This window comes from Corynebacterium sp. HMSC078H07 (assembly GCF_001812805.1).
Lineage (GTDB): Bacteria > Actinomycetota > Actinomycetes > Mycobacteriales > Mycobacteriaceae > Corynebacterium.
This window is the reverse complement of sequence record NZ_KV810431.1, coordinates 36,586-57,444: the sequence shown is the minus strand read 5'-3', so window position 1 is coordinate 57,444 and position 20,859 is coordinate 36,586. Positions and strand designations below refer to the sequence as shown.

The 20,859-nt window shown below is 58.6% G+C and carries 22 protein-coding genes; 10 read left to right on the top strand and 12 right to left on the bottom strand.

The window, feature by feature from the left end; translation table 11 throughout:
- Positions 1-262 precede the first annotated feature (262 nt).
- The 4 genes from HMPREF2875_RS00305 to HMPREF2875_RS00290 all read left to right on the top strand — a co-directional run bounded on the left by HMPREF2875_RS00305 (position 263) and on the right by HMPREF2875_RS00290 (position 3,402).
- A complete protein-coding gene (locus tag HMPREF2875_RS00305; RefSeq protein WP_070669487.1) occupies positions 263-805 on the top strand; it encodes an RNA polymerase sigma factor in 543 nt (180 codons plus the stop codon).
- Positions 806-893: 88 nt separating this feature from the next.
- A complete protein-coding gene (gene trxB / locus HMPREF2875_RS00300; protein ID WP_070669483.1) occupies positions 894-1,820 on the top strand; it encodes a thioredoxin-disulfide reductase in 927 nt (308 codons plus the stop codon).
- A 7-nt stretch (positions 1,821-1,827) separates the two neighbouring features.
- Complete coding sequence (gene trxA, locus HMPREF2875_RS00295; protein WP_070669482.1) at positions 1,828-2,151, top strand: thioredoxin; 324 nt, start codon at positions 1,828-1,830, stop codon at positions 2,149-2,151.
- 66 nt (positions 2,152-2,217) lie between these two features.
- The gene (locus HMPREF2875_RS00290; protein WP_070669481.1) at positions 2,218-3,402 is read left to right on the top strand and encodes an N-acetylmuramoyl-L-alanine amidase; all 1,185 of its coding nucleotides are present in this window, start codon (positions 2,218-2,220) and stop codon (positions 3,400-3,402) included.
- A 210-nt stretch (positions 3,403-3,612) separates the two neighbouring features.
- Here HMPREF2875_RS00290 and HMPREF2875_RS00285 read toward each other — a convergent pair whose 3' ends face one another.
- Genes HMPREF2875_RS00285 through rpmH form a run of 8 tightly spaced genes read right to left on the bottom strand, consistent with a single transcriptional unit; the run spans position 3,613 to position 8,552 of the window.
- The gene (locus tag HMPREF2875_RS00285; protein ID WP_070669480.1) at positions 3,613-4,188 is read right to left on the bottom strand and encodes a hypothetical protein; all 576 of its coding nucleotides are present in this window, start codon (positions 4,186-4,188) and stop codon (positions 3,613-3,615) included.
- A gap of 9 nt (positions 4,189-4,197) precedes the next feature.
- Positions 4,198-5,253: a ParB/RepB/Spo0J family partition protein gene (locus tag HMPREF2875_RS00280; RefSeq protein WP_070669479.1), complete on the bottom strand. Its 1,056-nt coding sequence runs from the start codon at positions 5,251-5,253 to the stop codon at positions 4,198-4,200.
- A 9-nt stretch (positions 5,254-5,262) separates the two neighbouring features.
- Positions 5,263-6,111 (bottom strand): ParA family protein, encoded by an 849-nt coding sequence (locus tag HMPREF2875_RS00275; RefSeq protein WP_070669478.1) that lies wholly within the window; start codon positions 6,109-6,111, stop codon positions 5,263-5,265.
- 10 nt (positions 6,112-6,121) lie between these two features.
- Complete coding sequence (gene rsmG, locus HMPREF2875_RS00270) at positions 6,122-6,751, bottom strand: 16S rRNA (guanine(527)-N(7))-methyltransferase RsmG (RefSeq protein WP_070669477.1); 630 nt, start codon at positions 6,749-6,751, stop codon at positions 6,122-6,124.
- 23 nt (positions 6,752-6,774) lie between these two features.
- A complete protein-coding gene (gene yidC, locus HMPREF2875_RS00265) occupies positions 6,775-7,761 on the bottom strand; it encodes a membrane protein insertase YidC (RefSeq protein WP_070669476.1) in 987 nt (328 codons plus the stop codon).
- Positions 7,762-7,770: 9 nt separating this feature from the next.
- On the bottom strand, positions 7,771-8,049 hold the full coding sequence (gene yidD, locus HMPREF2875_RS13120; protein ID WP_083311800.1) for a membrane protein insertion efficiency factor YidD: 279 nt from the start codon (positions 8,047-8,049) through the stop codon (positions 7,771-7,773).
- Positions 8,037-8,405 carry a ribonuclease P protein component gene (gene rnpA, locus HMPREF2875_RS00260; protein ID WP_070669475.1) on the bottom strand — a complete coding sequence of 123 codons (369 nt, stop codon included), beginning with the start codon at positions 8,403-8,405 and terminating at the stop codon, positions 8,037-8,039. The genes yidD and rnpA overlap by 13 nt, the downstream gene beginning before the upstream one ends.
- Positions 8,406-8,408: 3 nt before the next feature.
- Positions 8,409-8,552, bottom strand: a complete 144-nt coding sequence (rpmH, locus tag HMPREF2875_RS00255; protein WP_003847033.1) for a 50S ribosomal protein L34 — start codon at positions 8,550-8,552, stop codon at positions 8,409-8,411.
- A 770-nt stretch (positions 8,553-9,322) separates the two neighbouring features.
- Here rpmH and dnaA point away from each other — a divergent pair.
- From dnaA to gyrB, 5 genes are all read left to right on the top strand, one after another.
- Positions 9,323-10,927, top strand: coding sequence for a chromosomal replication initiator protein DnaA (gene dnaA / locus HMPREF2875_RS00250; RefSeq protein ID WP_070669474.1), 1,605 nt, complete (start codon positions 9,323-9,325; stop codon positions 10,925-10,927).
- A 572-nt stretch (positions 10,928-11,499) separates the two neighbouring features.
- Positions 11,500-12,681, top strand: coding sequence for a DNA polymerase III subunit beta (dnaN, locus tag HMPREF2875_RS00245; RefSeq protein ID WP_070669473.1), 1,182 nt, complete (start codon positions 11,500-11,502; stop codon positions 12,679-12,681).
- 5 nt (positions 12,682-12,686) lie between these two features.
- Entirely contained in the window at positions 12,687-13,880 is a 1,194-nt protein-coding gene (gene recF, locus HMPREF2875_RS00240) for a DNA replication/repair protein RecF (RefSeq protein WP_070669472.1), read from the top strand.
- Entirely contained in the window at positions 13,873-14,424 is a 552-nt protein-coding gene (locus tag HMPREF2875_RS00235; protein WP_070669471.1) for a DciA family protein, read from the top strand. Before recF ends, HMPREF2875_RS00235 begins: the two co-directional genes overlap by 8 nt.
- A 138-nt stretch (positions 14,425-14,562) precedes the next feature.
- Positions 14,563-16,602 carry a DNA topoisomerase (ATP-hydrolyzing) subunit B gene (gene gyrB, locus HMPREF2875_RS00230; protein WP_070669470.1) on the top strand — a complete coding sequence of 680 codons (2,040 nt, stop codon included), beginning with the start codon at positions 14,563-14,565 and terminating at the stop codon, positions 16,600-16,602.
- 117 nt (positions 16,603-16,719) lie between these two features.
- On the opposite strand, the gene HMPREF2875_RS00225 is transcribed toward gyrB, so the two are convergent.
- From HMPREF2875_RS00225 to HMPREF2875_RS13115, 4 genes are all read right to left on the bottom strand, one after another.
- Positions 16,720-17,166: a DUF6918 family protein gene (locus HMPREF2875_RS00225; protein WP_070669469.1), complete on the bottom strand. Its 447-nt coding sequence runs from the start codon at positions 17,164-17,166 to the stop codon at positions 16,720-16,722.
- Positions 17,167-17,176: 10 nt separating this feature from the next.
- Positions 17,177-17,614 (bottom strand): hypothetical protein, encoded by a 438-nt coding sequence (locus HMPREF2875_RS00220; protein WP_070669468.1) that lies wholly within the window; start codon positions 17,612-17,614, stop codon positions 17,177-17,179.
- A 91-nt stretch (positions 17,615-17,705) separates the two neighbouring features.
- Entirely contained in the window at positions 17,706-17,966 is a 261-nt protein-coding gene (locus HMPREF2875_RS00215; protein ID WP_070669467.1) for a cell filamentation protein Fic, read from the bottom strand.
- A complete protein-coding gene (locus tag HMPREF2875_RS13115) occupies positions 17,963-18,181 on the bottom strand; it encodes a CopG family transcriptional regulator (protein ID WP_083311799.1) in 219 nt (72 codons plus the stop codon). Before HMPREF2875_RS13115 ends, HMPREF2875_RS00215 begins: the two co-directional genes overlap by 4 nt.
- A gap of 90 nt (positions 18,182-18,271) precedes the next feature.
- On the opposite strand from HMPREF2875_RS13115, the gene gyrA reads away from it, so the two are divergent.
- A complete protein-coding gene (gyrA, locus tag HMPREF2875_RS00210; protein WP_070669466.1) occupies positions 18,272-20,857 on the top strand; it encodes a DNA gyrase subunit A in 2,586 nt (861 codons plus the stop codon).
- Positions 20,858-20,859: the final 2 nt, after the last annotated feature.

Here is a 20,859-nt window from a genome sequence, read left to right as displayed (position 1 = left end):
CGCGAGGTTGACAAACTATATAGGAACACCCCCCCAATAACGCGAAACGTCATTAACGCTCCGCGTTACACGTTGAACTTGAACTCCACGCAGTAATCATCCTGCTTACTGCATTGCGAAGCGGAAGCTTCGCGTAGCGGACTGCAGAATCTTCCCGTAAACTCGCAGACACATTAACGGGGGACAATCACACACCATCGGCTTCGGCTGAGGGGCTGTGTTGACCCATGTGTCATTGCTCAAGTTTCCGGGGGGATTCTTCTTGTCAGCTCAGCCGACCGATCGTGAACTCGTCGACGCCTTCATTGGCGGAGATACTAAGGCCTTTTCGGCAATCGTCGAGAAGCACCGTGCGCGCCTGACGGCCATGGCGCGGCGCTATACGCGCAACGATGATGATGCGCAGGACATTGTGCAGGAGGCACTGCTCAAGGCCAGCTGCAACATGGCCTCCTACCGGCACGATGCCACGCTGAGCACGTGGTTGCACAGGCTGGTGATGAACTCCGGCTATGACTTCCTCAACCATCGCTCCAACCGTGAGAACGCCTCCCTCGATGCGGAAATTATTGACGATGACCGCAATTACGCGCTCGCGCACAATCCCAGCGAGCACCTGGCGGAACGCATCACGGTGGCCCAAGCCATGCAGACCTTGCGCGAGGACCAGCGCGAAGCGCTGTACCTGACTGATGTCGCCGGCTATCCCATCGATACGGTGGCCAAGGTCCAAGGCGTGGCTCCCGGCACGGTGAAATCGCGGCGAGCCCGGGCCCGACAGGTTCTGCGTGCGGCGATAGACTAGGCCCGAGTACAATCTCAGTGTCCTCCGCCCTTTATGCGCGGACATGATCAGATTCTCTACAGGAATTGTCGTCTCAAGGGAGTTTTTAGTGACTATCCACGATGTTGCCATCGTCGGCTCCGGCCCCGCCGGCTACACCGCAGCCCTCTACGCTGCGCGTGCTGAGCTCAACCCCATCGTCTTCGAAGGTTTTGAATACGGCGGCGAGCTCATGAACACCACCGAGGTGGAGAATTACCCGGGATTCCAGAAAGGCATCATGGGTCCAGAGCTCATGGAGGAAATGCGCGCCCAGGCTATTCGCTTCGGTGCAGACCTGCGCATGGAAGTTGTGGACTCCATCGAGCTCGACGGTGACGTGAAGAAGCTGCACATCGGTGACGAAGTCTTTGAGGCCCGCACGGTCATCCTGGCCACCGGTGCCGCTCCGCGCTACCTGGGCATTCCGGGCGAATCCGAGCTTGCCGGCCGCGGCGTATCTGCATGTGCCACCTGCGATGGTTTCTTCTTCAAGGGCCACAACATTGCCGTCGTCGGCGGTGGCGATTCCGCCATGGAGGAGGCCACCTTCCTCACCAAGTTCGCCGAAACCGTCACTATTATTCACCGCTCGGAGAACTTCCGCGCCTCCAAGATCATGCTGGAGCGCGCCAAGGACAACGAGCAGATTAAGTGGCTGACCAACACCACCGTAGAGCGCGTCTTGGAGAAGGACGGCAAGGTCGGTGGCCTTGAGGTTAAGAATGTACTGACTGGTGAGACCAGCGAGCTTGATGTCACCGCGATGTTCGTGGCCATTGGCCACGAGCCGCGATCGGGCTTCCTGGAAGGCCAGGTAGAGACCAACGAGGCTGGCTACGTTGTGGTGGAGCAGCCTTCCACCAAGACCTCGCTGCCGGGTGTCTTCGCCTGCGGTGACCTCGTGGATGACCACTACCAGCAGGCCATCACCGCCGCGGGCTCCGGCTGCCGCGCGGCCATTGATGCGGAACATTTCCTCGCCGATAACCGTTAGTAATCACATGAGCAACATTAAGAACGTCACTACTGATTCCTTCCGCGCAGACGTCGTGGAGGCAGGCAAACCCGTCGTCGTCGATTTCTGGGCCGAATGGTGTGGGCCGTGCAAGAAGCTGTCCCCAATCCTCGAAGAAGTCGCCGAGGAGTTGGGCGATGACGTTTCCGTGGTCAAGGTCAACGTGGACGAAGAACGCACCCTGGGCGCCATGTTCCAGATCATGTCCATCCCGTCCGTGCTGATTTTCAACAACGGCGAGAAGGTGGATGAGTTCGTTGGCCTGCGTTCCAAGGCTGACATCGTGGCACAAGTGAAGAAACAGCTCTAACTGGTATTCTTTAACTCGTTGACGGCGCACCAAGGTGCGCCCACCTTGATCACGAAAGGGGTAGGTGTGAACCGCGTTCTACGGGTTGGTGACCAGAGTGTTCGGGTCGCCGAAGCACGCGCAACCCTTGCCCGCCTCGGTCTTATGTCGGACTACCAGGGGACGTTGTCCGACTGGAAGAAGCAGAAGTACTCCGAAGCCGATAAGCACTTCGACGCAGACCTCTCCCAAGTCCTCAAGGCTTTCCAACAGTCACGCGGTATTGTGCCCAGCGGTGATATCGATGAGCTAACGCTGCGCGAACTGCGCCAAGCCTCATATTCCTTGGGTGCCCGCGTTCTGGCCTACGAGCCGGGCAACCTGCAGGTAGGCGATGATGTCTCCCAACTTCAGGAACAACTGCAGGAACTCGGTTTTTACCAGGAACGCATAGATGGCCATTTTGGGCCGGCTACCTACGCCGCCTTGGCGGAGTACCAGCTCAATTGTGGCCTGCGTAGTGACGGCATTTGCGGCCCAGCCACCATTAATGCACTAAGCCTCTTGGGCCGTCGCATCACTGGTGGTTCGGCGCACAACATCCAAGAGCGTGAGCGCGTGCGCAACGCCGGCCCGAAGCTGGCCGGCAAGCGCGTCGTCATCGACCCGAGCCTCGGTGGTTTCAACACCGGCCGCACGGTCAAAGGCCGTTATGGCGACATCACGGAGGAGGAGATCCTCTGGGATCTCGCTGAGCGCGTCGCCGGCCGCATGATTGCCGCTGGGATGGAGACCATCATTTCCCGCCCGCGTACCGACGATCCTTCCGTGCGCGACCGCGCTGGCCTAGCTAACGCCTTCGACGCCGACTTTGTCATCTCCCTCGCCTGCGATGAGTACCCCACGGAGAAAGCCAACGGCGTGGCCACCTTCTACTTCGGTTCGGAGTCTGGCAACTCCTCCCTCATTGGCGAGACGCTCTCCGGCTTCATCCAGCGTGAGATCGTTGCACGCACTGAGCTGGGAAATTGCCGCAACCACGGTCGCACGTGGGCGCTGCTGCGCCTGACACAGATGCCGGTCGTACAGGTGGTGCTGGGATACCTCACCAGCCCCAAGGACGTGGCTATCCTCACCAACCCGGATTGCCGCGATGACATCGCCGAGGCCATCGTCGTTGCCGTCAAGCGTCTGTATCTCCTCGATGACGACACCGCCGTGACCGGCACGTACCGGTTCGACGAACTCCTGCGCGCAGAGCGATCCTCGTAAGAAGTGGGGCAACGTTGTATGTTGCTCCGCTATCAGCAGTCTAAGCTCGGACCCCCAGTTGTCCCCGAAAAGAAAACCACACCATCACGGTTGAATCCGAGAGTGGGTGTGGTGTGCGTATCTACAACCATAAAGGGTTTAACCGCAGTGTGCAACAGTGAAAAGGCAACTCACACACGTCTATTCAACGAGTCTTTGTAGGCCCAAGTTTTAAGCCAAGGCACGGGCGAGGAGGTCCTCCACCGCGGCGGCAGTGAGCAGGTCGAAGGCAGGGGGAAGTTCCAAGCGCAGGCGAGGCGTGATGGGGTGATCACGCACCACCATGAAGCCAGCTGACTCCAGGGTTTCCACTGGAAGCAGGCCAATGCGACCAGGTTTGTCGCGCAACAAGTCCTCGGCTTGGCGAGCATCGCGGTAGCCGAATGCTTCCAGCGCGGTGGCATCGCGGGAGGTGAGGTGCATTATTGTGGCGTCGAGAAGCACGGCTTCCAAGCCCTTCGCCGCGCGCTCCGACTTCACAAACAAAGAAGACACCAACACGGCGTCCTCAGAAACCGGGGAGGTGGGCAGCTTAGCCGCACCGGGCGCAAGCTCCGGTGGGCAAAAGAAGACGGTAGCCTCATCGCCCACGGTGAAACCGCACTCGCCGTAGCTCAGCAGGGTAGCGCTCAGCCACGCTTCCTTCTCGAAGGCGGGATCAGCGACCGTAGACTTCATTTCCCAAAAAATGGATCGGGCCGCCAAGGGGTTGATGGCAACACCTTCCTTGACGGCCTCAATAAGCATGATTGGGAGCTAGCTGCTTTCGTTTCCCTCAATGAGAGCCAAGATGCGCTCGAAGTCTTGCTGGTCACCAAATTCAACGACCATCTTGCCCTTGCGCTTGCCCATGGTGACGGTGACCTTGGTGTCGAAGCGATCAGCAAGGCGCTCAGCGGAGTCGGTGAAGAACTGCGGCTGCGGGGCGGCCTGCTTCTTCGTAGGCTCGGCTGGTTTCCCTTCACGTTTGTACAGGGTAACGGCTTCCTCCGTGGCGCGCACAGATAAGCCTTCGGCCACGATGCGGTTCGCAATGAGCTCCATCGCTTCTGCATCCGGCAGGCCCAACAGCGCACGGGCATGACCACCGGACAGGGTTCCGGCAGCGACGCGTTTTTGTACGTTGACCGGCAGCTTGAGCAGGCGGATCATGTTAGTGACCTGGGGGCGGGAGCGGCCAATGCGATCAGCAAGCTCATTCTGGGTCACGTCGAATTCTTCCAACAGCTGCTGGTAGGCGTGGGCCTCTTCCAGCGGGTTGAGCTGCACGCGGTGGATATTTTCCAGCAGGGCGTCACGCAGGAGGTCATCGTCCTTAGTATCGCGGACGATGGCCGGGATGGTGGCCAGACCTGCCTTGGAGGAAGCGCGCCAGCGGCGCTCACCCATGATGAGCTCGAAGCCGCCTTCCTCAGAGGGGCGGACAACGACTGGCTGCAGGAGGCCGAATTCCTTAATGGAGTGCACCAGTTCTGCCAGCTCATCCTCGTCGAAGACGGTACGCGGCTGCTTTGGGTTGGGAAGGATGTCACCGACGGAAATCTCGCGGTAGGTCGCGCCAATGACAGAAGGCTTGGCCTGGCGCTTCTTTGAGCCGGAAGATTGCTGGATGGTCGGAGCGCCCTGCACCTTCTTCGTGCCGGTGTCCTTAGATCCACTGGTGGAGGCACCGAGAATAATGTCCGCGGCGGAATCGCCCAAGTGTGGTTTGCGGGACGGAGCACCCGGGCCGGACGGAATGAGCGCAGCCAAGCCCTTGCCCAGACCACCCTGACGCTGTTCCGGCTTGTGGTCTGCCTTCTTGTTTGCCATCCGTTACTCCTATCCTTCCAGTTCCGCGAAAATCTCCGGGCTCACGCCAATGGCACCCGTAGTCGGGTGCGGCGTGTAATCACCGCGCTTGTCCAGCTCGCGTGCAGCGGCGGCGTATGCGCGAGCGCCGGTCGACGACGGGTCATAAGCGATAACCGTCTTACCATAGCCCGGCGCCTCTGAAACGCGCACGGAACGTGGGATTACGTTGCCTAGGACCACGGCACCGAACTGTTCGCGGACCTCATCCGCCACCTGCTGGGCCAGCTTGGTGCGAGCATCAAACATCGTGAGCAGGACGCCAGAAATGTGGAGATCCTCGTTGAGGTGCTCCCGAATCATGGAGATATTGCCCAACAGCTGGCCCACGCCCTCCAGGGCGTAGTACTCGCACTGGATGGGGATAATGACCTCTTCGGCACACGACATCGCGTTGATGGTGAGCAGGCCTAGAGAAGGCGGGCAGTCAATGAAGACGTACTCGAAGCCATGCTCCTCCAGGAAGCCGTTGTGGAGGGCATCGTAGAGGCGGAATTCGCGGCGCACGAGGGAGACCATTTCGATCTCCGCACCGGCCAGATCAATGGTGGCAGGGATGCAGTACAGATTCTCATTGTCGGGGGAGTGCTGCATGGCGTCATTAGCCGTGCAGTCTCCTAACAGGACCTCGTAGCTGGATTGCGTGCCAGAGGTATGTTCCGCGCCTACGGCGGTGGAGGCGTTGCCCTGCGGGTCCAGGTCGATCACCAGTACCTTCTTGCCGGCGTCAGCGAGCGCGGCGGCAAGGTTCACGGCGGAGGTGGTTTTACCCACGCCACCTTTCTGGTTCGCGATGGTGATAAGACGAGGATGAGTCATGCCGTCTACTTTAGTTCACGCGGGGGACACGGATAATCGTGGTGCCGTGGATGGTCATGACCTCGGCTTTTCCACCGCCAGCGCGCTTAATATTCGCGGCGTCGCGCTCCAGTTCCTCGTGCACCGAGGAACCCTTAAGAGCAATCATTTCGCCGCCCTTGCGCACAAGCGGAAGCGACCACTTGGCCAGCTTGCCCAACGGGGCCACCGCGCGGGAGGTCACGATATCCGCGCCCTTAACGGCTTTCTTCACAGGGCCCTCTTCGGCGCGACCACGGATGACGGTGACGTTGTCGAGGCCCAAAAGGTCGACGACCTCGTTGAGGTAGGTCGAGCGCTTCAGCAGCGGCTCGATGAGGGTGATGGTGAGGTCCGGACGCGCGATGGCGAGGGGGATGCCGGGCAGGCCGGCGCCACTGCCGACGTCGATAAGCGTAGCGTTCTGCGGCATCACCTCCGCGACCACGGCGCAGTTAATGAGGTGGCGCTCCCACAAGCGCGGGACCTCACGGGGGCCAATAAAACCACGAGTGGACCCGTCCGTGGCGAGCGAATCGTGATACTTTTGCGCGAGCGGCAGACGCGATCCAAAGACGTCAGACGGGTCCAGTGGCACAGTTGCAGGCTGATGTTCAGGCACTGTGATAACTCCTGGGTCGTGTTTTAGTTGTTGTTGCGGCGCTGCTTCTTGGAGCGGTTGTCCTTCTTGCGCGCGCCCGGCTTCGGAGCGGAGGTCCGCTTGAGCTCGGCCTTGGCGGCCGCCTCCTCTTCCTCTTCGCGGTCCATCTTGGCGTAGACGATGCGCGTCTGGAAGAAGGTCCACACGGTGTTGGCCAGCATGTAGAACAGGAGGCCGATGGGCCAGATGAAGCCGGAGAAGACCAGCATGGCCGGCATAAACCACAGCATCATCTTGTTCATGAGGGCCATCTGCTGCTGCATCATCTCGGAGTTCTGGCCCTGCGGTGCCGAGGTCTTGCCGGCGGCGCGGCGGGCCTCCTGGCGGTTCAGCGTCATGCGGGCGTTGAAGTGCGTCAGGATGGCAATGATGGCGATGAGCGGCACGATAATCATCGCGGCCTGCTGCACCGTGGTTTGCTTGACAATCTCCAGGCCGGAGTTGAGGCGCAAGTTAGCCACGAGCGGCACGCCGAAGATCTTGGCGTCCACGAACTGCTGGACCAGCTCCGGCTTGAAGATGTAGTTGGCGATGGAGCCGTTCATCTCCTCCGACATCGCCTCACCTGCCGGGTGGCCAAAGCCGCCCGCGACAGCCACGGTGCGGTCGAAGGAACGCAGCACGTGGAAGAGACCAATGAACATCGGAATCTGGGCGAACATAGGCAAGCAGCCCGCTACCGGGCGCACACCAGATTCCTTGTAGATGCGCTGCATCTCCTGCGCAGCCTTGGTCTGGTCATTGGCGTATTTGGTGCGCAGTTCTTGGATTTGCGGCTGGATCTCCTGCATCTTGCGTGAGGAGCGCAGCTGCGTGATGGTCGGCTTGACCATGAGCGCTTTCAGCGTCCACGTCAGCAGGACGATGGCGATGATCCACGTTCCGCCCCAACCGGAGTCGAGGACGAAGCTCAGAAGCCAATGCCAGAACCACAGAACGGCTGAGATTGGCCAATAGATGAAATTAAGCACGAGTGTTGTTTACCTTCGATGTTGTTTGGTCGGTACCGGATCGAATCCGCCCGGATGCCAGGGCCCACACTTGCAGAGCCTGGCGACGGCCATGCCCACTCCCTTGAGCGCTCCGTGCACGGAGATGGCCTCGAGGGCATAGGCACTGCATGTCGGTTCAAAACGACAGGTCGAAACCATCTTAAGGGGTGAGACATGCTTTTGGTAGAAGCGCACCCAGTGAACTAGGACTCGCCCGAAGCCGCGGGCAGGGGGAATCTCTTCTCCCTGGGAGTTTAGATATCCCATTTTGCTAGGGCTTTGCGGATATCGCGGGCGAGGCGCTCACTTGTTGCCTCGGCGCTGGCGGGCAGGGCTCGAATGACAATGTCCACATTCGGCGGAAGGGGAGTGCCATGAGCACCGTCCCTCATCACCGCCATGCACACATGACGAAGCCGCCGGGAGGTGCGGTGGCGAACCACGGCATTCCCGACGGCCTTCGAAACGATGAGGCCAAATCGCGGGCCAGTAGCCGCGATGGCGTCCTCACCAGTGTTGATGTGCATATGCACGACAACGGTGCGCGTGCCCGCCCGGCGTCCGCCCTTGATAGTCCGCCGAAATTGCCTCGGGGACGTGAGCTTGTGCTGGGCTGGAAGCATGAATTAAGCGGTGAGCTTAGCGCGACCCTTCTTGCGACGAGCTGCGACGATAGCGCGGCCAGCGCGGGTGCTCATGCGGGTGCGGAAGCCGTGCTTACGAGCACGACGACGGTTGTTCGGCTGGAAGGTACGCTTACCCTTTGCCACGATTAACTCCTTGAAGTTGTACGCAGATAGCTCAAACCCGCCGCGCGGCGCGGCTGGGCCTGAGCATCCACTGATGAATGGTGTTCGCGGGGATGAGGCTTCGCCCGGATAGCGCCATGCGGCGGGGCGAGGCAGTCCCACATGCAACATGTGCGTTATGCACTGCTGCGATAGACCATCACAGGTTACGTGACAGATGGGGCGTAGAACAAATCGACACACTGGGTGTACCCGAAATGACATCGATGTTTTTATCCCCAGCTAGAGCGCCACTTTTGGCCCTCATGCTGCGAGTCAACCCCAGACACATCGCACCTTCACAGGGTTCGAATCAACCAGACCTACTGCATGCATAAAAAGTGCGTTAGACAGCCTCGGGACAACGCGGTAGAACTAAGGAATCAAATTCCACAGCTACCCACAAGGTGTGGATAACTCTCAACTGAACCTTGAGACTTTCGCCGTATACCCGGGTCAGAGCCATTAAGGAGCCAATGATTAGTTATCCACAGCCATGCGCTAGGCTGTGAATAAACCACCAATTCACACCTGTGGATAACTTTGTGGAAACCGAGGTGACGCACTAAAACATCGTGTGGAATCCTCGGTGGAATCTCATTCGTTCTCTCAACAGTCCATCCGTCCGTCCCCCGATAATTACAAGAATCACTGCGCTACCCGCACAGTGGTCAAGTACGTGGGTCGAGTACCTGCCCTGTGGCCTCTCACCACTGGCAGTGTGAACTCGAACTACATAGAAGGTAGGCGTCTTGTCTGATCCGCAAGCGGCCCTCAGGGCCAGCTGGAAAGCAGTGGTCACTGATCTGCTGGCACAGTCTGAGCAACCGAATTCAAGCGTGCCGAACTTTACCCACAGCCAGCGGCTCAACTTGCAACTCGTCGAACCCATCATGATCGGCGACGGATACGCCCTCATCGCCGCCCCACACGAAAACGCCAAGAATGTCATTGAGACCGAGCTAGGGGAGCACATCTCACGCACTTTGTCCCAGCACATGGGCCGCCCCTGTTCCCTGGCCGTAACCATTACCGCCCAGCAAGCAGCGCCCGAACAGCCAGCAGCGTCTGCCGCTGCTGAAGTTGAACCAGACCCCACGCCCCAGCGCCCCATCCAGACTGAGGCACCACAGTACGGCATGGACCACCAGTCTCAGCCGGTCCAGCCACAGCAGCAGGCCACGAGGTGGGATTCCACCTACTCACCGGCCAGCCTGGACGAGCTTGCGCAACACTACAGTGAGCAGCAGGCCACCGCGCCAGCAAACTACCCGGAGGCAGCCGGCGCGCGTATTCCCCGTGAGGAACCCGCGCACAATCCGAATCACGAGAAGTCCCTCAACCCGAAGCACACGTTTGAAAACTTCGTCATCGGTTCCTCCAACCGTTTTGCCAACGGCGCGGCCGTAGCTGTAGCGGAGAACCCCGCCCGCGCATATAACCCACTGTTTATTTGGGGCGGTTCTGGTTTGGGCAAGACACACCTGCTCCACGCCGCCGGCAACTATGCCCAGGTGCTGCACCCAGGGCTGCGCGTGAAGTACGTGTCCTCGGAGGAGTTCACTAATGACTACATCAATTCGCTGCGTGATGACCGCCAAGAATCCTTCAAGCGCCGCTACCGCAACTTGGACATCCTCATGGTGGATGACATTCAGTTCCTTGAGGGCAAGGAGTCCACGCAGGAGGAGTTCTTCCACACCTTTAATGCGCTTCACCAGGCAAATAAGCAGATCATCTTGTCCTCTGATCGTCCGCCCAAGCAGCTGACCACCCTGGAAGATCGCCTGCGTACCCGCTTTGAAGGCGGTCTCATCACGGATATCCAGCCGCCGGACTTGGAAACGCGCATTGCCATTCTTATGAAGAAGGCCGCTGCGGACGGCACTGACGTCGACCGCTCAGTCCTGGAGCTCATTGCCTCACGTTTTGAGTCCTCCATCCGTGAGTTGGAAGGCGCGCTCATCCGCGTGTCTGCTTACTCCTCCCTGGTCAACGAACCGATCAGCATGGAAATGGCAGAGATTGCACTGCACGATCTGGCACCGGATTCGGCCGACCGCCAAATTACCGCGGCCGCCATCATGGAGGTCACCGCGGAGTACTTCAACATTGACGTCGAAACCCTGCGCGGTTCTGGTAAGAAGCGCGCCGTGGCCCACGCCCGTCAGCTGGCAATGTATCTGTGCCGCGAGCTCACAGAGCTTTCCTTGCCCAAGATTGGTGATCAATTCGGCGGCAAGGACCACACCACCGTCATTTATGCGGACCGGAAGATCCGCAAGGAGATGACGGAGAACAGAAACACGTACGACGAAATCCAGGCACTGACCCAACGCGTGAAGAACCACCGCTAACGACGCGCGCTTTCCGACGCCCCTCCCACCTCACCACGCCACGGTGAGGGCCTTGGGAGGGGTGCTTTTCGTTATCCACAGCGTTATCCACACCTGTGTAATTTCACTGTTGTAATTTGTAGATCCTCGTCACGTTTTCGGATTCCACAGCAGATCAAGACCAGTTTCTCTCTTGTGGGCAACCCTGTGATCAGCAGCGATAGATTTGGGGATGGATTGTGTATAACTCTGACCTCGATAGAGTTACTCACATTTTGTGTCATTTGATCACAGGGATCCCACATCCTGGCCCACAGATCGATTCGCCGGAACGAGCTTGGCTTTTAACGGGTTCTCCACAGATCCCACAGCGCTTATTACTACTTCTATTTTGTTTTCTCCCTAACTAAGAAGAAAAAGGATGTGTGTGATTCGTCGATGCCCCGCCTGGCCGCCGGTCCCCAACGAAGAGCAGAGATGGTGAATGACAAAACTCCTGTGGTGTCGCGGCGATCCTGTAAGTTGGAGTGAGCTTCCAAGAATTTATCCATCAGGAATCTATCCATCCGCAACCAGAGGAGCGTCTCACCACCATGGACCAGTCCGTGTCATTTCGCGTTGCCAAAGATGACCTCGCCAACGCCGTCGCATGGGTCGCGCGCAGTCTGCCGTCAAAGGTGACGCAGCCGGTGCTGCGCGCCATGCTGATCACCGCGGATGACAATGGTTTGGAATTCACTGGCTTTGACTACGAGGTCTCCACGCGCGTGCGCATTGCCGGCATGGTGGATGAGCCGGGTCGCATTGCTGTCGCCGGCAAGCTGCTTTCTGACATTGTTGCGTCCTTGCCCAACAAGGAAGTGGAGATGACGCAGGAAGATTCCAAGGTTTTGCTCACCTGTGGTTCCTCGCGCTTCGAGCTGCCGCTCATCCCGCTTGATGATTACCCGCAGCTGCCGGTCCTCCCGGAGGTCACTGGCACCATTAACCCGCAGCTTTTCGTTGAAGCCATCAGCCAGGTCGTGGCCGCGGCGGGTAAGGATGACACGCTTCCCATGCTCACCGGCGTGCATATTGCGATTAATGGCTCCCACGTGGAGATGACTGCTACCGACCGCTTCCGCTTGGCCATGCGCACCTTCGAGTGGGAACCGGTTGCAGACAACGTCGAGGCCAAGCTCCTCGTTCCAGCTAAGACTCTCCAGGACACTGGCCGTTCCTTGGATACTCACCTCAACATCCCGGTGGAGATCGCCGTGGGTACCGGTGAGAACATTGCAGCTGAGGGCCTGTTTGGTCTGCACGCAGATAACCGTGAGACCACCACCCGCATGTTGGATGCAGACTTCCCCAACGTGGCACCACTGCTGCCGAAAACCCACACGGCCATGGCCAGCATCGAGGTAGCTCCGCTGCAGGAAGCTATTCGCCGTGTCTCCTTGCTGACGGACCGCAATGCCCAGATCCGCATGGAATTCAGCGAAGGCGAGGTCACCCTTGCCGCCGGTGCTGATTCTGGCCGGGCGACGGAGACTCTTCCCTGTGCCTTCAATGGCCGCGATAGCTTTGTTATCGCCTTTAACCCGTCCTACCTCAAGGACGGCCTTGGCGTCGTCCACACGGATCGCGTTGTCTTCGGCTTTACCGAGCCTTCCCGCCCGGCCATCATGATTCCGGAGCCGGAGGAGCTGCCGGAGGCCAATGAAGACGGCACGTTCCCCACCCCGGAGACGGACTTCACCTACCTGCTGATGCCGGTACGCCTGCCAGGCTAGGCCGTATGTACATCCGCGATCTCGATGTCAGGGACTTCCGCTCCTGGCCCGAGCTCACCCTCGGGCTAAAACCGGGGATTACCCTTTTCGTTGGCCGCAATGGCTTCGGCAAAACCAATATCGTCGAGGCCATCGGCTACACCGCGCACCTGTCCTCGCACCGCGTCTCCCACGATGCCCCGCTCGTGCGCCAAGGAGCGAACAACGCGCGCATCTCCGCCACCGCTGTTAACCAGGGCCGCGAGCTTACCGCGCACCTGCTCATCAAACCGCATGCGGCGAACCAGGCGCAGATTAACCGCACACGTCTGAAATCCCCACGCGAACTGCTCGGTGTGGTGAAAACCGTCTTGTTTTCCCCGGAGGACCTCTCGCTTGTGCGCGGCGAACCTGCAGCACGCCGCCAGTACCTCGATGACATCATTGCCTCGCGCACCCCACGCTTGGCCGGGGTCAAGGCAGATTATGACAAGGTATTAAAGCAACGCAATGCATTGCTGAAGTCGGCGTCAGCGAGCTTGCGCCGTGGCTACAACGACAATGACGGCGCTTCGGCGCTGGCCACCCTCGACGTGTGGGATACGCAGCTGGCCTCGCTCGGCGCGCAAGTGATCCAAGCACGCTTGGCGCTTGTCGACACCCTCCAGGACCTCATCCCTGCCGCCTACTCTGGCCTGGCCCCGGAATCGCGCCCAGCCAGCATCGAGTACAAGTCCACCGTGGATATCTCCGACCGTGAGGTTATTGAGGCCATGATGCTCACTGAGCTGGCCGCAACACGCCAGCGTGAAATCGAGCGCGGCATCTCGCTCGTGGGTCCTCACCGCGATGACCTCGTGCTGAACTTGGGCACCAGCCCCGCGAAAGGTTTTGCCAGCCATGGGGAGACCTGGTCTTATGCCATTTCCCTGCGACTCGCAGAATTCAATCTGCTGCGACAGGACGGTACCGATCCGATCCTTATCCTCGATGACGTCTTTGCAGAGCTCGATGCCAAGCGCCGCGAGAAGCTCGTGCATCTTGCTGCCGAAGCCGAACAGGTACTCATCACCGCCGCTGTAGACGAGGATTTGCCTGGCAACTTGCAACCCATCGAGCGTTTCACCGTCACCGTGCACGACACGGACGAGGGCAGAATTTCTGAAATTACACCTCATGCCGCTGCCGCTGATGATGAGGATGGTGATCAGCATGACTGAGCAGGACAGTGATTCAGTTGATCCAGTAAAGGCCTTGTTTGAGCGCACTCGAAGTAATTCCAAGAACGCGCCGAGGCTAAACAAACCCGCGCCCAAGATGAATCTGGCCTCCACACCTACAGAGAACCAGCCCAAGCCATATCGCCGTGGACGTCCCAGTGGGCCGGATGGGCGCCGCCGGCGACGCAGCCTAGAGATTCCGAGCCTGGGCGCACAGATCCAGCGTGAAATTGGCAAACGCGGCTGGGAGCACGAACTGGCCCACGGCTGGGTGATGGGTAATTGGGAAAACCTCGTGGGCGAGCGCATTGCTGCTCACACACAACCGATCAACATCAAAGAACAAATCGTCTACATAGCCTGCGATTCTTCGAGTTGGGCCACGGAGTTGCGCTACCTTCAGCGGCCCATCTTGCAGAAAATCGCCGAACGCCTCGGCCCTGATGTTGTGGTGAAGCTGCACATCCAAGGCCCCAAGCAACATCGCAACTATGAAGGGCGCCAATGGGTCAAGCCGCAAGGCTCACAAGACACATATGGTTGATCCGGCTATCTGGACTGATCGCGAAATTCACGCAAATTTGGGCTTCTCACTGGCGTGCAGTGTCCCTGCGTGGGGGGACACAGTGTAGAATGGCTAAAGTCTTAGATTTAGCTCTAGCCAAAAGGAGAACACGAATCCGTGGCTGAACAACACGCATATGATGCGGGGTCAATTACGATTCTGGAGGGCCTCGAGGCCGTCCGCAAGCGCCCCGGCATGTACATCGGTTCCACCGGTACCCGTGGTCTGCACCACCTGATCTGGGAGATCGTTGACAACTCCGTCGATGAGGCCATGGCGGGCTACGCCGACAAGGTCATTGTTACTCTCCGTGAGGATGGTGGTGTCGAGGTCATCGATAACGGCCGTGGTATCCCAGTGGAGATGCATGCCTCTGGCATTCCTACTGTCCAGGTCGTCATGACCCAGCTGCACGCGGGCGGTAAGTTCGACTCTGAGTCGTACGCCGTATCCGGTGGTCTCCACGGTGTGGGTATTTCCGTAGTCAACGCTTTGTCCACCCGTGTTGAGGCAGACATTAAGCGTGATGGCAAGCACTGGTACCAGAACTTCACCAACGCCATCCCGGATGAGCTCGTCGAAGGTGAGAACGCCCGTGGCACCGGTACCACCGTCCGTTTCTGGCCGGATCCGGAGATTTTTGAAACTGTCGAGTTCAACTACGACACTATTGCACGCCGCCTGCAGGAAATGGCCTTCCTCAACAAGGGCCTGACCATTGTTCTTCGTGATGAACGTGCTATCTCGAAGGAGCAAGCAGAGCTTGAAGAAATCGCCGAGGCTGGTGACGCAGCGGTTAGCCTGAGCTCCCTCGATGAGAAGGACGCTACTGGGGAAGACGGTAAGGAGAAGATTTCCAAGAAAAAGAAGGAAGTCATCTACCACTACCCAAACGGCCTGCAGGACTACGTTGAGTTCCTCAACCGCAACAAGTCTGCCATTCACCCCACCATCGTTGGTTTCGATGTCAAGGGTGAGGACCACGAGGTTGAAATCGCACTGCAGTGGAACCAGGGCTACAAGGAATCCGTCCACACCTTCGCCAACACCATCAATACCCATGAAGGTGGTACGCACGAGGAAGGTTTCCGTGCGGCGCTGACGTCCCTGATGAACCGCTACGCCAAAGAGCACAAGCTCATCAAGGAAAAGGATGGCAACCTCTCTGGCGATGACTGCCGTGAAGGCCTGGCTGCGGTTATTTCCGTCAAGGTGGGCGATCCCCAGTTCGAGGGCCAGACCAAGACCAAACTCGGCAACTCTGAAATCAAGGGCTTTGTCCAGCGTGCAGTCAATGAACACCTCAATGACTGGTTCGATGCCAACCCGGCTGAGGCCAAGGTCATCATCAACAAGGCTGTTGCTTCCGCACACGCTCGTGTAGCGGCACGTAAGGCCCGTGAACTCGTTCGCCGCAAGTCTGCCGGTGACCTTGGTGGTCTGCCAGGCAAGCTAGCGGATTGCCGCTCCAAGGATTCCAAGCTCTCTGAGCTGTACATCGTGGAGGGTGACTCCGCAGGTGGTTCCGCTAAGGGTGGTCGTGACTCGATGTTCCAGGCCATCCTTCCGCTGCGAGGCAAGATCCTCAACGTGGAGAAGGCCCGCATGGATAAGGTGCTCAAGAATGCCGAAGTCCAGGCCATCATTACCGCTTTGGGTACTGGTATCCACGAAGAGTTCGATATTTCCAAGCTGCGCTACGACAAGATTGTGCTTATGGCCGATGCCGACGTTGACGGCCAGCACATCGCCACGCTGCTGTTGACGCTGCTCTTCCGCTTTATGCCGCAGCTGGTGGAGGACGGCCACGTCTACCTGGCTAACCCGCCTTTGTACAAGCTCAAGTGGGCCAAGGGCCAGCCGGGATACGCGTTCTCCGATGCCGAGCGCGACAAGCAGTTGGCTGAGGGCTTGGCTGAGAACCGCAAGATCAACAAGGATGACGGAATTCAGCGCTACAAGGGTCTCGGTGAGATGAATGCCTCCGAGCTGTGGGAGACCACCTTGGATCCGAACACCCGCATTCTGCGCCGTGTGGACCTTGAGGATGCCCAGCGTGCCGACGAACTCTTCTCCATCCTTATGGGCGATGACGTCGCAGCCCGCCGCTCCTTTATTACTCGCCGCGCAAAGGACGTGCGCTTCCTCGACGTTTAAACGTGTAAGACCGAGTAGGACAAAGCTGCACATACCTTCCGGCAGCATAAGAAAAGACCAGCCCTCACAACGAGGAGCTGGTCTTTTTGTGTGTTTATGAATCCGAGGTGACGCTTCCTAAACGCTACCCATGTGGCGCTGCAGCACACGGCCGATAGTCGGCACGTTCGGCTCCAAGATGGAGGACGCCTTTCCGCGTAGCGACTTGTAGGTACGTGCAATGCCTGGTGCTTTGATGTCCGCAGCGGACTTATCGGCAGTAGCCATAATGGCATCAGTAATTTCAGCACTGCGTCCGTCAAGGTACGTGCCGAAGTCTGATTGCTCAGAACCTTCGAATTCCTTCCAGTAGGAATCGAGGCTGTTCAAAAGTTCTGGGAGCATCTGGTTGACTCCCTTGGATACAACTTTGGAATCAGCCTTCTTGGCGGCTGCTAGGGCACCTTTGAAGGCCATTCCAGAAATTCCGGACAGAGAAGAAACGGCTTCATCGGCGGCCGTGGACAAGTCCGCCACCACGGCATTGCGGGTAGGGGACTGAAGAAGCTGGGTGAGGTTTGCCATATAGGTGAGCTTACTGTGCTGGGGCGCTAGAGCCTGCCTTGAGCGCGGCGAGCTGGTCAGCAATCTCCGGGAAACCATTAGTGCGGGCGAGACGCTCGAGGTCGAAGTCGAGGCCACCCTGGTTCAGACGGCTGTCCTCAGACGAACCGGAAGAGCCAGCAAGGCCGACCTGTGTGGCAAACTCATCGACCTGAGCGCGCAGGGCTGGGACGTTGTCAACGACCAGCTTAAGCAGCGCCAAGGCACCAGCAATGGAGCCACCGATGATAAAAGTCATGTCCAGGGGAGTGGAACCCGTGAGTGAGGAGCCAGCCTTGCCCTGCTGGAAGTCAGGGTTGACGTTGTGCTTCCAGTCGTCATTAGTGGTCTCAGCGCTTGCTGCTGGTGCAACAGCAGTAGTAAGGGTGGTGGCCACAACGCCGGCGGCGAGAAGCTTCTTCATGGACATAGGGAATTCCTTTCTAGAGGGAGAGTGGGGCGGTTGCGAACGTCCCACTACTTAAACGCGCGATGGTTAAAGCATCTTTATCATGTTTAACTTACATAACTTCTGTCACAGAAAGATAGACCTGCGCGCAAAAGTGCGCGAATTCTTCATTCTTTGCGTTCAGTGCTGGAACCGCACGCAACACGTTTTCGAGGGCGGCTGCAGACTCTTGTCGCGTCCCGTAGATGGGAATGCCCTCTACTGAAGCAGTACTTGCACCTGCCGCAGCGGCCAGTGCCGCAAAGGACACAATCCGTACGCGATATAAACGGCAGAACTCGCGAGCTATGAGAAGTAGGTGCTCAACACTCATGAAAGCCCACGAGTCTGGCGAATCTCTGCTTCAAGTTCAGCGCGCCCAGGCAAAAGCCGACGGGCCGTGTCCTGAACGGCAGCATCAGATAGCGTTCGAGAAGCCGCAGCCACCACAGCGCGGACCACAGCCTCGTGTTTCGATGTTCCCTGCGCTGAAGCCAACAGTGTTAGGGCGTGATCTTGCTCTGGGGTGAGCCTGAGTGTCATTGCCATGTCTGACATCCTAGCAGTGTGATACCACAGTGATACCGCTATCGTGGCACAAAGGGCTTCAAAGCGCCTCAGACGGTACGATAAGGTGTTATGAGTGATAACAACGGCGATCTTTTTGATCGTATTCATCCCATTGACATCAATGAGGAGATGGAGTCGAGCTACATCGACTACGCCATGTCCGTCATTGTTGGCCGTGCTCTTCCTGAGGTCCGCGATGGCCTGAAGCCAGTGCACCGCCGCATCCTGTACGCAATGTTTGACTCCGGCTACCGCCCGGATCGCGGTTATGTGAAGTCGGCTCGTCCGGTCTCGGACACGATGGGTCAGTTCCACCCGCACGGTGACTCCGCTATTTATGACACCCTCGTGCGCTTGGCTCAGCCGTGGAACATGCGCTACCCGCTGGTAGACGGCCAAGGTAACTTCGGCTCCCGCGGTAATGACGGCCCGGCTGCTATGCGTTACACCGAGTGCCGCATGACCCCGCTGGCCATGGAGATGGTGCGCGATATCCGCGAAAACACCGTGGACTTCGCTCCCAACTACGATGGCAAGACCGAAGAGCCGGTCATTCTGCCTTCCCGCGTTCCGAACCTTCTGATGAATGGTTCCGGCGGTATTGCAGTCGGTATGGCTACCAACATCCCGCCCCACAACCTCAACGAGCTGGCGGATGCCATTTATTGGCTATTGGACAACCCGAATGCCAGCGATGAAGAGGCTCTTGAGGCATGCATGAAGTACGTCAAGGGTCCGGATTTCCCCACCGCTGGTCTGATTGTTGGTGACCAAGGTATTAAGGACGCCTACACTACCGGCCGCGGCTCCATCCGTATGCGTGGTGTGACTTCCATTGAGGAAGTGGGCAACCGCCAGACCATCGTTATCACGGAGTTGCCGTACCAGGTAAACCCGGACAACATGATCTCCAACATCGCGGAATCCGTGGTCAACGGCAAGATTGCCGGCATTGCCAAGATTGAGGATGAATCCTCTGACCGCGTCGGTATGCGCATCGTCGTCACGCTCAAGCGTGATGCTGTCGCTCGAGTGGTGCTTAACAACTTGTACAAGCACTCCCAGCTGCAGACTTCCTTCGGCGCTAACATGCTCTCCATCGTTGATGGCGTGCCGCGCACGCTGCGTCTGGATCAGATGCTGCGCTACTACGTGGCACACCAAATCGAGGTCATTGTTCGCCGTACCCAGTACCGCCTCGATGAGGCGGAGAAGCGCGCCCACATCTTGCGCGGTCTGGTTAAGGCGCTCGACATGCTTGATGAGGTCATCGCGCTCATCCGCCGTTCCCCGACGGTGGAGGAGGCACGCGAGGGGTTGAAGGAACTTCTCGATGTTGATGATGTCCAGGCCGATGCCATCCTTGCCATGCAGCTTCGCCGCTTGGCAGCTCTGGAGCGCCAGAAGATCATTGATGAGTTGGCGGAGATCGAGGAGACCATCGCAGATCTCAAGGACATCCTGGCTCGTGAGGAACGTCAGCGTCAGATCGTCCACGACGAGCTTGCGGAAATCGTGGAGAAGTACGGTGACGAGCGCCGCACCCAAATCGTCGCTGCCTCTGGCGACGTCACCGATGAGGACCTTATTGCTCGCGAGAACGTCGTGGTCACCATCACCGCTACCGGCTATGCCAAGCGCACCAAGGTAGATGCCTACAAGGCACAGAAGCGCGGAGGCAAGGGCGTGCGTGGTGCTGAGCTGAAGCAAGACGACATTGTGAAGAACTTCTTCGTTTGTTCCACGCACGACTGGATTCTGTTCTTTACCAACTTCGGCCGCGTTTACCGCCTCAAGGCCTACGAGCTTCCGGAGGCGGGCCGTACCGCCCGCGGCCAGCACGTGGCTAACCTGCTGGAGTTCCAGCCGGAGGAGAAGATCGCACAAGTCATTCAGATTCAGTCCTACGAGGACGCTCCTTACCTGGTCCTGGCCACCGAGCAGGGTCGCGTGAAGAAGTCTCGCCTCACCGATTATGAGTCTGCACGTTCTGCTGGCCTCATCGCCATCAACCTCAACGAGGGCGATGCGCTGATCGGCGCACAGCTAGTTAACGAAGGCGATGACATCTTGCTCACTTCTGAGCAGGGACAGGCAATCCGCTTCACGGCGGATGATGACCAGTTGCGTCCGATGGGCCGTGCTACCGCCGGTGTGAAGGGCATGCGCTTCCGCGGCGATGATCAGCTGCTGTCTATGTCTGTGGTCAATGACGGCCAGTTCTTGCTCGTGGCAACCTCTGGTGGCTACGGAAAGCGCACGGCGATTGAGGAATACACCCCGCAGGGTCGTGGCGGCCTGGGTGTCATGACCTTCAAGTACACCCCGAAGCGTGGCAAGCTCATCTCTGCCATTGCTGTGGACGAGGATGACGAGATCTTCGCCATCACCTCTGCCGGCGGCGTTGTCCGTACTGAGGTCAACCAGATTCGCCCGAGCTCCCGAGCCACAATGGGCGTTCGACTAGTTAACCTGGCTGATGATGTTGAGTTGCTTGCCATCGACCGTAACGTCGAGGATGACGGCGAGGAAGATGCCCAGGCAGTAGCCAAGGGGGAGAAGTCCGTTGAGGACGTCAAGCCCGAGCATCTCAAGTTGGGCGAAGATACCAAGGACAATAAGGACAAGGCCGCCGACGATAAGACTGAGGAGTAATC